Annotated in this window: 12 protein-coding genes and 4 tRNA genes; all 16 read left to right on the top strand. The window is 43.8% G+C overall.

Annotated elements, in window-relative coordinates; all coding sequences use genetic code 11:
• The first annotated feature begins 4 nt into the window (after positions 1-4).
• Positions 5-784, top strand: a complete 780-nt coding sequence (locus AXW61_RS05975) for a uroporphyrinogen-III synthase (protein WP_062033243.1) — start codon at positions 5-7, stop codon at positions 782-784.
• A complete protein-coding gene (locus tag AXW61_RS05970) occupies positions 781-1,623 on the top strand; it encodes a hypothetical protein (RefSeq protein ID WP_062033241.1) in 843 nt (280 codons plus the stop codon). The genes AXW61_RS05975 and AXW61_RS05970 overlap by 4 nt, the downstream gene beginning before the upstream one ends.
• A 4-nt stretch (positions 1,624-1,627) precedes the next feature.
• Positions 1,628-2,821: a hypothetical protein gene (locus AXW61_RS05965; protein ID WP_062033239.1), complete on the top strand. Its 1,194-nt coding sequence runs from the start codon at positions 1,628-1,630 to the stop codon at positions 2,819-2,821.
• Between the two features lie 7 nt (positions 2,822-2,828).
• Complete coding sequence (locus AXW61_RS05960) at positions 2,829-3,257, top strand: thioesterase family protein (RefSeq protein ID WP_010325723.1); 429 nt, start codon at positions 2,829-2,831, stop codon at positions 3,255-3,257.
• A 127-nt stretch (positions 3,258-3,384) separates the two neighbouring features.
• Positions 3,385-3,732 carry an H-NS histone family protein gene (locus tag AXW61_RS05955; RefSeq protein ID WP_171056712.1) on the top strand — a complete coding sequence of 116 codons (348 nt, stop codon included), beginning with the start codon at positions 3,385-3,387 and terminating at the stop codon, positions 3,730-3,732.
• A gap of 197 nt (positions 3,733-3,929) precedes the next feature.
• Complete coding sequence (gene gspN / locus AXW61_RS05950; protein WP_062033236.1) at positions 3,930-4,640, top strand: type II secretion system protein N; 711 nt, start codon at positions 3,930-3,932, stop codon at positions 4,638-4,640.
• Positions 4,640-5,464 carry a type II secretion system protein N gene (locus AXW61_RS05945; protein WP_062033233.1) on the top strand — a complete coding sequence of 275 codons (825 nt, stop codon included), beginning with the start codon at positions 4,640-4,642 and terminating at the stop codon, positions 5,462-5,464. Before gspN ends, AXW61_RS05945 begins: the two co-directional genes overlap by 1 nt.
• 39 nt (positions 5,465-5,503) lie before the next feature.
• Positions 5,504-7,864, top strand: a complete 2,361-nt coding sequence (gene gspD, locus AXW61_RS05940) for a type II secretion system secretin GspD (RefSeq protein WP_062033230.1) — start codon at positions 5,504-5,506, stop codon at positions 7,862-7,864.
• Positions 7,865-7,951: 87 nt separating this feature from the next.
• Positions 7,952-8,695 (top strand): FHA domain-containing protein, encoded by a 744-nt coding sequence (locus tag AXW61_RS05935; RefSeq protein ID WP_062033227.1) that lies wholly within the window; start codon positions 7,952-7,954, stop codon positions 8,693-8,695.
• Positions 8,696-8,780: 85 nt separating this feature from the next.
• Positions 8,781-9,449, top strand: a complete 669-nt coding sequence (locus AXW61_RS05930) for an HAD-IA family hydrolase (RefSeq protein WP_062033224.1) — start codon at positions 8,781-8,783, stop codon at positions 9,447-9,449.
• 112 nt (positions 9,450-9,561) lie between these two features.
• Complete coding sequence (gene trpE, locus AXW61_RS05925; protein ID WP_062033221.1) at positions 9,562-11,055, top strand: anthranilate synthase component I; 1,494 nt, start codon at positions 9,562-9,564, stop codon at positions 11,053-11,055.
• A gap of 98 nt (positions 11,056-11,153) precedes the next feature.
• Positions 11,154-11,229, top strand: a tRNA-Thr gene (locus tag AXW61_RS05920).
• 54 nt (positions 11,230-11,283) lie between these two features.
• Positions 11,284-11,367, top strand: a tRNA-Tyr gene (locus AXW61_RS05915).
• A gap of 41 nt (positions 11,368-11,408) precedes the next feature.
• Positions 11,409-11,484, top strand: a tRNA-Gly gene (locus tag AXW61_RS05910).
• Between the two features lie 17 nt (positions 11,485-11,501).
• A tRNA-Thr gene (locus tag AXW61_RS05905) sits at positions 11,502-11,576 on the top strand.
• A 146-nt stretch (positions 11,577-11,722) separates the two neighbouring features.
• On the top strand, positions 11,723-12,657 hold a 935-nt coding region (gene tuf, locus AXW61_RS05900), incomplete at its 3' end, for an elongation factor Tu (RefSeq protein WP_062033218.1).

Below are 12,657 nucleotides of genomic sequence, written 5' to 3'. Positions count from 1 at the left end.
AACGATGCTGTTTATTAATACGCGCCCAATTGATCGCGCGGCAAGCCTCACGATGGCACTAGAGCAACAGGCTGTTGAGGTCTATTCATTGCCGTTACTGGAGTTGTTGCCCAGAGCATGGGGTCATGATTTGGCACGTTTGTATCAGCAGTTGGCGCACACCCAAGTGATTGTGGTGGTTAGCCCCAGTGCTGTGCAGTTTGGTATGGCACATTTGCTGCAAAGCGGTTTAACGGTGTCCGATTTACAGCATATTCAATGGATTGCAGTCGGAAAAAAAACAGCGCAGGCTTTGGCTGAATATGGTGTGGACAGTGTGGTGCCTGAGGTGGAAACCTCTGAAGGGATGTTACAACTGCCTGTTTTGCAGAACTTGGCCAGTGATGCGAGCATTGCGTTTTGGCGTGGAGAAGGTGGGCGTCAGTTTATGATGGACACCTTAATGCAACACGGGCGTCTTATACTGAACTTTGTTTTGTATGAGCGCCATTGTCCAAATGAAACGATGCAGCAACAAGCTGAATTGATTCAATGTTTATCAGAACATAAGGACTACGTCGCACTGATCAGCAGTGAGGCCAGTTGGTTGAATTGGTTAGCTCTGCTGGATTCAAATATTCAGCTCCTGCAAAAAGGACACTTTTTGGTGTTGGGTGAGCGTTTGGCACAGATATTGAAACAGTATCAACAGCAAATGCATGTGCCGTTTAAAATGAGTGTACTGAAAGATTTAAAGACAGCCACGATTGTACAGTTGTTACAAAGTGAGCAAGGGAACGCATGAAGAAGATTCTTATCATTGTATTGATGGCTGCATTGGCGTGGATTGCGAAGTTAAGTTATGACGTGTGGGGACTGAGTACACAGCAAGCCACTTTGCTCAATGAAATGCACCAAATCGAACAGCGCAGCGCCAATTTGAACGATCAAGTCGTGGCTATGCAGCGTCAAAAAGAAACGTTGAAACAAGACCCAACAGCAGCGAAGGTGACGAGTAGCCAAGCCGCCGAATTGGTGGTTGAAGGCATTGATCCAATTTTGTTTATCAAGCAACAGCTGGACTTGGTTGAGTTTGCCTTAAAGCAACAGCAGTATGTGGTGGCCACCGATAAGCTGGCCTATTTAGATATGCAGCTGGAAAAATATAACTTGGCTGTGGCGTTGAAGCAAAGTTTGCATCAGGTCATAGCACGAGATATGCAAACCATTCAGAAATTTGTGGCTGAGCGCAATGAGCAGCAAGCGCTGATTAACCGTCAGTTGCAACAGATTGATCAGGCCTTAAATCGAGAAATACAACAACCTCAGTTAAACACCACGCGCGATACGTCTGAATCCTTTTGGAAGCAATGGTTGAGGCTCGAACCTGCGCAAGCACCTGCAACAGCGTTAATGCAACGACAAATCGTGCTTAAAGAGGCTCAGTTACGTTTATTGTTGGCACGCCAAGCCTTAGCTGCAGGGCAATATACCGAATATCAAAAAGACTTAACCGAAGTGATGCTGTTGATCCAACAACTTCCAGACCCTAAAGCCAAAGAGCTGTTGAAACAACTGAATAAGCTGAAAACATTGGTGGTTGTCCCAACGCCTATTTTAACTACGCGTGCGTTGTTGGGGTAATGGAATGAAACAAATACTGATTGCTTATGGTTTGGTGAGTTTAATTGCAATTGCTGCGTTGAGTGTCTTGAGTTATGGGCATGGTGCAGGTTATGTCTACGTGTTTTGGCATGACTGGCAGTTACAAACCAATCTCTGGATCGTATTTATTGCGCTAGCGCTGCTCAGTTTTAGCTTACATTTGGTTTGGTTGGGGCTAAAGCGTTATCTCAGTCGAGAAAAACGCAAAGCGGAAACTGTTTTTGATTTTAAAAGTTTGCATCCTTATGAACAACTGGCTGTGATTTGGTTGTTGGATGCAGGCCGAGATCAACAAGCCTTTATTCAAAATGCCTTCGCGCAGTCAGGCTTGCTCAAAAGTATTATCGATGCACGTTTATATTTGATGCAGGAGCAGTTCCCTGAAGCCTTAAGCGCCTTGAGCCAAAGCAATGCTATGGCCTTTGAGTTGGCTGAATTGCAACGTATTGAGCTGTTCTTAGCACAAGAAGATGCAGAACAAGCTTTAACTCATCTAGAGTTTCTCAATCAACATGAACTGTCACCTTGGCTTAAAGATGTGCAAACCGCTTATGAAGCGTGTTTAAAAGAGCTATGGGGACGTTTTGCGATTCAGTTTCCATGGCTTTATTTACGCTCAACTCAATATGGTCATTTAGATCAAGATGTGAAAAAAGCATGGCTGAAGCGTTTGTTGATAAAATTTGATCAAGCTAATTATGAAAATTTAGAGGATTTAAAACAACGTTATTTGGACTTGTCTGATCAGATTTTCAGCCGTAGTTATGATGTTCAACTGCTGTGGCTTAAGTTATTAGCACGTATGCCAGACATGAGTGAACAGCACGAACACTTGTCGATTTATTTGCTCAATCAGCAGTTTAATTCGGAAGTATTTTATTTGTGGTTCCAGCAGCAAATTTTGAAACAGCAACCCGATTATGTGGACTTGCAGCAGCACATAGAAGCATGGGAAGCGAAGTATACGAGTGTGCCGGTTTTGAGTTTTGCCAAGTGGCATATTTATACTGCTTTAGGCATGCAAGAGCAGGCAGATGCGTTATTAAGTTTATATCCCGATAATGTATTAATGAACTATTTAAGAATCAAATCGACCTTAAATGGTGATGAAGATTTAATTAAACAGTTAAATTTAATTTTTGAAAATAATGCAAATTTTGTAGAAATGAAAATATAGGTGCATAATGCAGAGCGTTTTAGATTACCCATTGGTTTATACTCAACACGTGGCTTGGGGAGATATGGATGCCTTTGGTCATGTTAATAATGTCATGTATTATCGTTATGTTGAAAGTGCGCGTTTGGCTTATATTGAACATACGGGTATTTTATCTGCGGATGTATTGACCGTTGTTGCATCAAATCAGTGCAAATATTTAAAACCAGTATTTTATCCAGATCAATTGAAAATTAGTGCGCGTATTGAAGAACTCAGAAATAGTGCATTTCGTATGCATTATTTATTATGGAGTGAACAGCAACAATCATTCGTTGCGGAAGCAGAAGCGGTCATTGTTTGTGTCGATAAAACCAATATGCAGAAAACATTAATTCCTGAACTGGTGCGTCAAAAACTCAAAGAATTTGAGTTAACGGTCGGTCACCAAATATAAATATCTTTTTATTTATTTTAAAAGTCGCTAGACTATATAAATACTGTCTAAGTATTGTTGTTTAAGTCATGGATGAGTTGAGTCTTTGGTCTAATCAAAATATTATTAAATAGACTCAGTAAATAAAATGTTGGTTAATGGAGTTAATGTAATGCCAGATATTAGTAATTTATCCGTAGAAGAGTTAAAGCGTCTACAAATCGAAGCGGAAGCTTTAATTGCATCTAAAAAAGATCAAGCAATTGAAGATGCTTATACCCAAATTAACGCGATTGCGGAAAATGTAGGCTTAAGCATTGAGCAAATTTTAGAGTTTGGCGCGACTAAGCGTAAAAAAGGCACACGTAAGTCGGTTGAACCGCGTTACCGTAACAAAGGCAATGCTGCTGAGACATGGACTGGCCGTGGTAAGCAACCACGTTGGTTGGTGGCTCAGTTAGAAAAAGGTGCGAAGCTTGAAGATTTTTTAATCTAAGTCATCACCTTGTCACAGATGTGACATAAGCTCAAAAAACCAAGCATTATCTGCTTGGTTTTTTTTATAGTTAAAGTTTGGTGTTGTTGTAAAATTATGCATAATGTCTATCAAAGAAAGACAAGAAATGAAGCAAGGAAGAATAATTGAAAGTTCGTGGTGGGAGAATCACAAAACCTAAATACATCACGTGGTGGATGTTTGCAGTCGTTGCGTTTTTAATTTTTGTTTTGCTGCAAATTCCTGCGGCATGGCTCATTGCAAAATTTTATAAAAACAACCAAGTTTTACATAACGTCAGCGGTAATATTTGGCATGGACAGGCTGATTGGCAAACTGGAAAATTGCGCGGGACGGTGCTTTGGACCACCCGACCTTTAGATTTACTGCTCCTTCGTGCAGGTGCCAATCTCGAAATTTATAGTGCCAATACCAAGCTTGAAGGCGTTTTGGCCTATGGGTTTGGAAAAAAAATAATGGTGCGTGATTTAAACGGACAAATTGCACCAGAAACGTTAAAGTCGTTGGCCAATTGGCAATGGCCGAGTAATGCGGTTCAGTTACAAGAAATTGATTTTAATTATAAAAAAGAGCAGGGATTTGACCAAGTGGATGGGGGGGTACAATGGGCAGGCGGCGAACTCATGTATATCTTTGCGCAGCGCCCACAACAAATGCAGATTCCATCGTTGGCGGGTCGTTTGTCGCAGGAGCAAAATAAGCTGATAGTCGATTTACGCGATCAACGACAACAAAAACTGATGAACCTGACCATCGACTCAAGTCTGATGCTAGATGTGCAATTAACCCAGCGTCTCATGTTGAATGTGCCTTCATATCAAGGTAAAGCAGGTCTAGATAGTTATGTGGTGAGCTCACGTCAGCCTTTACTTAGTGGGGGCTTTTGATGGGTTTTGATCTGCAAAAATTACCAGAGCTGAATCTCAAACAGTTTGAACGCGTAGCACCACTGTGCTTAATGCTTTTGATCTTGGCACTATGCTGGAAGTTGGCTGGCTTATTTTGGCTTTGGGTGGCGCCACCACAAGTCATGCAAATGCCACGCGTTGAATTGGGTTCGCAGCAACCTCAAGTTCCGAATATTACCAATTTTGCGTTATTTGCAGAGCAAAGTAAGAATCCTGCAGATGATCAGCTCAATTTACAGCTACAAGGGGTGGTGGTTGGACAACCCAGTCAGTTCTCATCTGCTGTGATTAAGGTAAATAATGTAGCAGAGCGCTATCGAGTGGGGGAAAACATCGAAGGCAGCGCTTATTATTTGTCAGAGGTGTATTGGGATCGCGCGATTCTCAAAAATAACAGTGGGCAAACCCGAGAATTGTTTTTTCAAGGGATTGATAATTTAGATCAGCAAATTGTGCCCCCAGCAACAGCACCCGTTGTAGCGTCTGCTGTGAGTCAAGAGCAGCAAGCATTAGGCCAAGCAGTACAGAACTTACAACAAGATCGTGAGCAATATTTAAAAGATTTGGGTGTAAATACAAATAATACAGGGCAAGGTTATCAAGTTACGGAGCAAACACCAGCTGCACTGCGAAGCCGTTTAGGCTTGCAGGCAGGGGATCAGATTATGTCTTTAAATGGTCAAACGATCGGACAGGGACAAAACGACGCGCAGTTGTTAGAACGTGCGCGCCGTGAAGGACAAGTAAAAATAGAAGTGAAACGTGGTGATCGTATCATTACGGTACAACAGAATTTTCAGTGATCGAACATCACCAATATTAGTTAGGAATGACTTGGATTTATGGCTTTATTGAATCACCGCCCTGTTTGGGCACTGACAATCGCAGCGCCTTTGCTTGCCATGGTGAGTACAGCCAGCTATGCACAAACGTGGAAAATTAATCTGCGTGATGCGGACTTAACTGCATTTATTAATGAAGTTGCGGATATCACTGGGAAAAACTTTGCAGTTGATCCACGGGTACGCGGCAATGTCACGGTGATTTCAAACAAAGCGTTGAATAAGCAAGAAGTCTACGACTTGTTCTTAGGGGTCTTGAATGTCAACGGTGTGGTCGCGATTCCTTCTGGTCGGACCATTAAAATTGTGCCTGACAGTAATGTCAAAAGTTCTGGCATTCCCTATGATGTTCGTCACCGCGCCACAGGCGATCAGGTTGTGACGCGGGTGATTTGGCTGGAAAACACCAATGCCAATGACCTGATTCCTGCACTGCGTCCATTGATGCCGCAGTTTGCACATTTATCTGCAGTGAATGGCACCAATGCACTGATTGTGTCAGATCGCGCCAGCAATATCTATCAGCTTGAGACCATCATCCGTAACTTGGATGGGACGGGACAAAATGACATCGAAGCGGTGTCGTTGCAATCGAGTCAGGCTGAGGAAATGATTGGGCTGTTAGAAAGTATGAGCGGAACGGGCTCGATCAAAGATTTAAAAGGTTCCAGAATACGAATCATTGCAGATAACCGTACCAATCGGATTATTCTAAAAGGAGATACCGCGACGCGTAAACGTATTCGCCAAATGATCGAGATGCTGGATGTACCTGCTGCGGAGCGTCTGGGTGGCTTGAAGGTGTTCCGCTTAAAATATGCCAGCGCTAAAAGCTTATCCGAAATTTTACAAGGTTTGGTCTCAGGGCAGGCTGTTAATTCTAGCGAGTCTAACGACAGCAATAACAATAGTAATTCGAGCTATAACCAAAGTAATAGCTCGAGTGAAGGTTCATCTTCACAGATTTCTACCCCAAGTATTAACTTAAATAGCCAGTCCAATCGCAATCAGAATAACATCACCAGCTTTAACAGTAATGGGGTCAGTATTATTGCCGATAGTTCGCAAAATGCACTGGTGGTCAAAGCAGACCCTCAGTTGATGCGTGAAATTGAGTCCGCTATTCAGCAGTTGGATACCCGCCGTCAGCAAGTCCTGATCGAAGCGACTATTCTCGAGGTGGAAGGAAACGATGCTGACCAGCTGGGTGTGCAATGGGCGATGGGCGATTTAAGCAGTGGTGTTGGGATTATCAATTTTGACAATATTGGTTCGAGTCTCAAAAGTATTGCTGCAAATTATTTAACGGGGGGCGGTGCGGGGGCTGCAAGTGCAATCGGCGCGGGTGGTTCGTTAATCCTTGGGGATTATAAAGAAGGCAGTGATGGCTCGCGTCAGTTATATGGGGCGATGATCCAAGCATTAAAAAGTAATACCAAGTCGAATTTGCTGTCTACACCATCGATTGTCACTATGGACAATGAAGAGGCTTATATCGTCGTGGGTGAAAATGTGCCCTTTGTAACAGGCTCAGTTTCTACGACCTCTTCAGGTACAGCCAACCCTTACACCACCATCGAGCGTAAAGATGTGGGTGTAACGCTTAAGGTGGTGCCGCATATTGGTGAAGGTGGCACCATCCGTTTAGAGATTGAACAAGAAGTCTCGGATGTGAAAGCCAATAAAGGTCAAGCGCAGGATTTGGTCACCAGTAAGCGTGCGATTAAAACCTCAGTCTTGGCAGAACATGGCAATACCATCGTTTTAGGTGGCTTGATTTCGGATAACACGGCTTATTCACGCCAATCGATCCCAGGCCTTGGTGCAATACCGGGATTGGGACGTTTGTTCCGCTCAGATGGTAAGTCGGATCAGAAACGCAATTTGCTGGTTTTCATTCATCCGACGATTGTGGGAGATGGAGAGTCTGCACGTCGCCTTTCTCAGCAGCGCTACAGTCAGCTTTATAGCTTGCAGTTGGCCATGGATAAAGATGGTAGCTTTGCCAAATTGCCTGAAAATGTCGATGATGTCTTCCAACAGCGTTTGCCTGTAACATCAACCAAACCGACCTTGCCACAATCGTATCAACAGGTGCCAAGCAGCCCAACTACAACGCAACCGATGGTTGAAACAACGCCTGTGGCCATTGAACCTGCGATTCGTAAACAGCCGATTGCTAGTGTTCCTAAAAATACCACCTCGCGTCAGTTATACCCAAGGGTTCAGCCCCAGATTGGCTTGAACTTGATGATGCAAAATGTTCAAGGTGCTCGTGTGGCACACATGGCACAGATGGTATCGACAAGCTATTCCATCCCTGAGCGATATACTGAGAATGTCTCGATAGGTTCAGCCTAGCTGTCCTGCCATTCATCTGTGAGGGAAGGTGAAATGGTAAAGAATATTCTCTGTGTTATCATAAATCAGCACATAGAGAGATAAGTCATGACTTGGAAAATACAAGCAATTACTGGCGAATTAACGGGTCAGGAAATTAGCATTGACCGTGATATGTTGGTCGGTCGTCATCAAACAGCGGATATTGTATTACAACAATCTGAAATTTCGCGTAAACATGCGGCCTTTTTACTGAAAGAGCATGCTTTGTGGCTACAAGACTTAGGTTCTTCAAATGGCACATATGTGAATGATGTACAAATTGCGGCAGAAACGCTGTTGAAACAGGGTGATATCGTTCAGTTTGCAAGCTTAAAGTTTTCGATCTTTGAGCCTGCTAAAGCGTTAGAAGATGTGGTGGAATCGGTAGAGGCGGCAACTTTGGGTGCAGCTGTGGTTGAAGCGCCGATTAACCAACCATCTGAAGCGGTGGCAGCTTCAGAAACGGCCCAAGCGGAAGTGAGTGCTGATGCACCTATTGTTGAGCCAGAACAGCCAAAAACAGCGGCACAGCATATGAACGATCAGGGCATGCCCGAGCTAAAAGAACGCGATGGTAATGTGAGTTTAACGCGTGATGGTATGCCGCAAAATGTCGGTATTCCGAAACCCGCTCCTATTCCTGCAGGGGTGGATTTGACTGCGCTTAGCGTGCATCAGGTTGAGAACAACGAGGCTCCAAAAGTACAGGTTGAACAAGAGGCTGAAACTCAGAAAAATGCCTTGCTGGGGTTAATCTCGATTATTGTCTTGATTATTTTAGCGATTATTGCTTGGCTGATGTTCAAATAAAACGCAGATCACACTACAATCAAGGCATGCACAAGCATGCCTTGATTGTTTTTGGGCAGTACATGATAAAATTGGGTGAGGGTGAATGAATATTGCAAATGTGGCACAGCGAGAGGTTTTACTTTTCGATCTAGATGGAACCTTGGTGGATTCAGCAACAGATTTACATCGTGCCATGAATATGAGCCTGAATGCTTTGCAACTGCCTACCGTTACTGAAGCACAGGTGCGGGTCTGGGTTGGTAAGGGAACAGCGCTGTTTTGTCAAAGTACCTTGCAACATTTAACAGGTAAAGTTGATCCTGCTCAGCAACAACAATTGTTGGATACGTTTTTAAAAATTTATAATGCCGACCCATGTGTGGAAACTCAGCCTTTCGATGGCATTCTTGAGTTTTTAGAATGGGGCTTGGCACAAAAGAAAACCATGATTTGCGTGACCAATAAACCTGAATTGCCTGCACGTGCTATTGTCGATCATTTAGGCATGACCCATTATTTTGCTGATGTCATCGGCGGCGATCGTTTCGAAGAGCGCAAACCTCATCCGCGCCAATTGTTACATTGTGTTGAGCAATATGCACAAAGCAAAGATCAGGTTTTAATGATTGGGGACTCATCCAATGATGTTGAGGCTGCACGCCGTGCGGGTATTGATTGTGTTGTGGTCAGCTATGGCTATAATCATGGTGAAAATATTTTAGACTGTCAGCCACAGCAAGTGGTGGATAATCTGTGTGAACTGATCGGGTAACTTTGTAAACGAAGGAATGAACATGAGTAAACATATGGCTTTTCGATGGCGAAACTCAAACCACTAATTTTAAAAACTGATCACGCCATATTGAAAAAAATAGAGAACACTCATGACAACGCAAACTCAATTCGATCAACTCAAAACAGCAGGGTATAACCTGATTCCAGTCTATCGTCAGCGCTTAGCCGATACTGAGACACCATTGTCGGTCTTTGCTCGCCTGAAAGAGCATAAGCAAGCCTATTTGTTTGAATCTGTGGAAGGTGGGGAGAACTGGGCGCGCTATTCTATTATTGGTTTAGGTGAATCTACCGTGTTCTCATGCAACGCGGGTGAGCTGACCATTCAACAAGCCGACGGCACCATAGAAAAACAACCTTGTACAGATCCGTTTCAATTCATCCGGGATTTTCAGTCGCGGTATAAAGTACCTACTCAAGCTGATTTACCTGCTCTGCCAAGCTTTACAGGGGGCTTGGTGGGCTACTTTGGTTATGATGCGGTACGTTATATTGAACCGCGTTTAAACAACGCGCCAGAAGCAGATCCAGTGGGTTTGCCTGATATTTGGATGATGCTGTCTAAAACAGTGATTGTGTTTGATAACTTAAAAGATACGCTATTCCTGATCGTGCATGCCGATGTGGTTGACGCGGATGCGTATAGCCAAGCCCAGCAGCAACTGGATGCATTGGAAGATTTACTCGCAACGCCAATTAGTCTAAAAGCCACGCCGCATACTGCACCGCATTTTGAGTCACTCACGGGCAAAGCAAAATTCTTAGAATCGATTGAAACGGTGAAAGAATACATCCGTGCGGGCGATGTGATGCAGGTGGTACCAGGGCATCGCATGGTCTCTGACTTTGATGGTGAGCCTTTACAAGTCTATCGTGCGCTACGTCATTTGAACCCATCGCCTTATTTGTTCTTGGTACAAGGGCAAACTTTGGAAAATAATCAGCCTTTTCATATTGTCGGTTCTTCCCCTGAAATTTTATCTCGCCTTGAAAATGGGATTGCAACCGTACGTCCGCTGGCAGGAACACGTCCACGTGGTAAAACCAAAGAAGAAGATTTAGCGCTTGAACAAGACTTGCTGTCGGATGAAAAAGAGATTGCTGAACATTTAATGCTGATTGACTTGGGTCGAAATGATGTCGGTCGTGTCTCGAAAATTGGCAAAGTGCAAGTGACTGATCAAATGGTGATCGAACGTTATTCGCATGTCATGCATATTGTTTCCAATGTGCAAGGTGAAGTTCGTGATGATGTGGATGCATTGGATGTTTTTAAAGCAACTTTCCCTGCAGGCACACTTTCAGGTGCGCCAAAAATCCGTGCGATGGAAATTATTGATCAAGTTGAGCCCGTAAAACGTGGAATTTTTGGTGGTGCTGTTGGTTATTTAGGCTGGCATGGCGAAATGGATATGTCGATTGCAATTCGCACCTGCGTTATTCGTGAAAATAAGGTCTATGTTCAGGCAGGCGCAGGTCTTGTTTATGACTCAAATCCTGAATCTGAGTGGAATGAAACCCAAATAAAAGCTCGCGCAGTGATCAAAGCGGTTGAATTATCGTCAAACGGATTGATTTTGTGAGTTTTTGACGTTTTTTTTGAAAAAAACACTTGCAAGGATTTTGAGTTTTGCTAAACTGCACACCGTTCCGATACGAAACGTACGAAACACTAAGAAACGCCGGCATAGCTCAGTTGGTAGAGCAACTGACTTGTAATCAGTAGGTCCACAGTTCGAATCCGTGTGCCGGCACCATCTTAGGGAGTTGAGTGAGTTAAGTAAAGAGCGACACTGAAGTAAGTGTAAAATGGTGAGGTTCCCGAGCGGTCAAAGGGGGCGGACTGTAACTCCGCTACGAAAGTTTCGAAGGTTCGAATCCTTCCCTCACCACCAATTTTAAGACTTCAAGAAAGTGGTCTTTGTACCAACATCGTGCGGGAGTAGCTCAGTTGGTAGAGCGGTAGCCTTCCAAGCTACATGTCGCGAGTTCGACCCTCGTCTCCCGCTCCATTTGAAGTTTTATATTTGCTCTTATAGCTCAGTGGTAGAGCACTCCCTTGGTAAGGGAGAGGTCTCGAGTTCAAATCTCGATAAGAGCTCCAGATTACAGTTTAGTAGAATTTCTACAAATTTTTAAAGAAGCAGGCTTATTAGTCTGCTTTTCAAGTATTTGGTGTTTGATTTTTTAGGCGATGTGTCGATACTGAGTTGTTTATACCTGTGTTCGACGTAAACGAGGAAGATGAACATGGCTAAGGCTAAGTTTGAACGTAATAAGCCACACGTTAACGTGGGCACAATCGGTCACGTTGACCATGGTAAAACAACTTTAACAGCTGCAATTGCAACTGTATGTGCGAAGAAATTCGGTGGCGAAGCGAAAGACTACGCTGCAATTGACTCTGCACCAGAAGAAAAAGCACGTGGTATTACAATTAATACTTCACACGTAGAATACGATTCTCCAACTCGTCACTACGCACACGTAGACTGCCCGGGCCACGCCGATTATGTTAAAAACATGATTACTGGTGCTGCTCAGATGGACGGCGCGATCCTTGTATGTGCTGCGACTGATGGTCCAATGCCACAGACTCGTGAACACATCCTTCTTTCTCGTCAGGTTGGTGTACCTTACATTCTTGTATTCCTTAACAAGTGTGACCTTGTTGATGATGAAGAACTTCTTGAATTAGTAGAAATGGAAGTTCGTGAACTTCTTTCTACTTATGACTTCCCAGGTGATGACACTCCAGTTATCCGTGGTTCAGCTCTTCTTGCACTTAACGGTGACGCTGGTCAGTATGGCGAAGAAGCAGTTGTTGCGCTTGTTGACGCACTTGATACTTACATTCCAGAGCCAGTACGTGCAATCGACCAAGCATTCTTAATGCCAATCGAAGACGTATTCTCTATTTCTGGTCGTGGTACAGTAGTAACTGGCCGTGTAGAAACTGGTATTGTGAAAGTAGGCGAATCAGTTGAAATCGTTGGTATCCGTGATACTCAAGTAACTACAGTTACTGGCGTAGAAATGTTCCGTAAACTTCTAGACGAAGGCCGTGCGGGCGAGAACTGTGGTGTTCTTTTACGTGGTACTAAGCGTGAAGACGTACAACGTGGTCAAGTACTTGCTAAACCAGGTGCAATCAAGCCGCACACTAAATTCGATGCAGAAGTATA

This window comes from Acinetobacter sp. BMW17 (assembly GCF_001592855.1).
In the GTDB taxonomy this organism is placed as follows: domain Bacteria; phylum Pseudomonadota; class Gammaproteobacteria; order Pseudomonadales; family Moraxellaceae; genus Acinetobacter; species Acinetobacter johnsonii.
This window is presented reverse-complemented; position numbering and strand designations above follow the sequence as displayed.

What these genes read in the sequence shown, in the direction of transcription:
- AXW61_RS05975 (WP_062033243.1), top strand. Translation starts at nt 5, where the DNA reads ATGCTGTTTATTAATACGCGCCCAATTGATCGCGCGGCAAGCCTCACG.
- AXW61_RS05970 (WP_062033241.1), top strand. Translation starts at nt 781, where the DNA reads ATGAAGAAGATTCTTATCATTGTATTGATGGCTGCATTGGCGTGGATT.
- AXW61_RS05965 (WP_062033239.1), top strand. Translation starts at nt 1,628, where the DNA reads ATGAAACAAATACTGATTGCTTATGGTTTGGTGAGTTTAATTGCAATT.
- AXW61_RS05960 (WP_010325723.1), top strand. Translation starts at nt 2,829, where the DNA reads ATGCAGAGCGTTTTAGATTACCCATTGGTTTATACTCAACACGTGGCT.
- AXW61_RS05955 (WP_171056712.1), top strand. Translation starts at nt 3,385, where the DNA reads ATGTTGGTTAATGGAGTTAATGTAATGCCAGATATTAGTAATTTATCC.
- gspN (WP_062033236.1), top strand. Translation starts at nt 3,930, where the DNA reads ATGTTTGCAGTCGTTGCGTTTTTAATTTTTGTTTTGCTGCAAATTCCT.
- AXW61_RS05945 (WP_062033233.1), top strand. Translation starts at nt 4,640, where the DNA reads ATGGGTTTTGATCTGCAAAAATTACCAGAGCTGAATCTCAAACAGTTT.
- gspD (WP_062033230.1), top strand. Translation starts at nt 5,504, where the DNA reads ATGGCTTTATTGAATCACCGCCCTGTTTGGGCACTGACAATCGCAGCG.
- AXW61_RS05935 (WP_062033227.1), top strand. Translation starts at nt 7,952, where the DNA reads ATGACTTGGAAAATACAAGCAATTACTGGCGAATTAACGGGTCAGGAA.
- AXW61_RS05930 (WP_062033224.1), top strand. Translation starts at nt 8,781, where the DNA reads ATGAATATTGCAAATGTGGCACAGCGAGAGGTTTTACTTTTCGATCTA.
- trpE (WP_062033221.1), top strand. Translation starts at nt 9,562, where the DNA reads ATGACAACGCAAACTCAATTCGATCAACTCAAAACAGCAGGGTATAAC.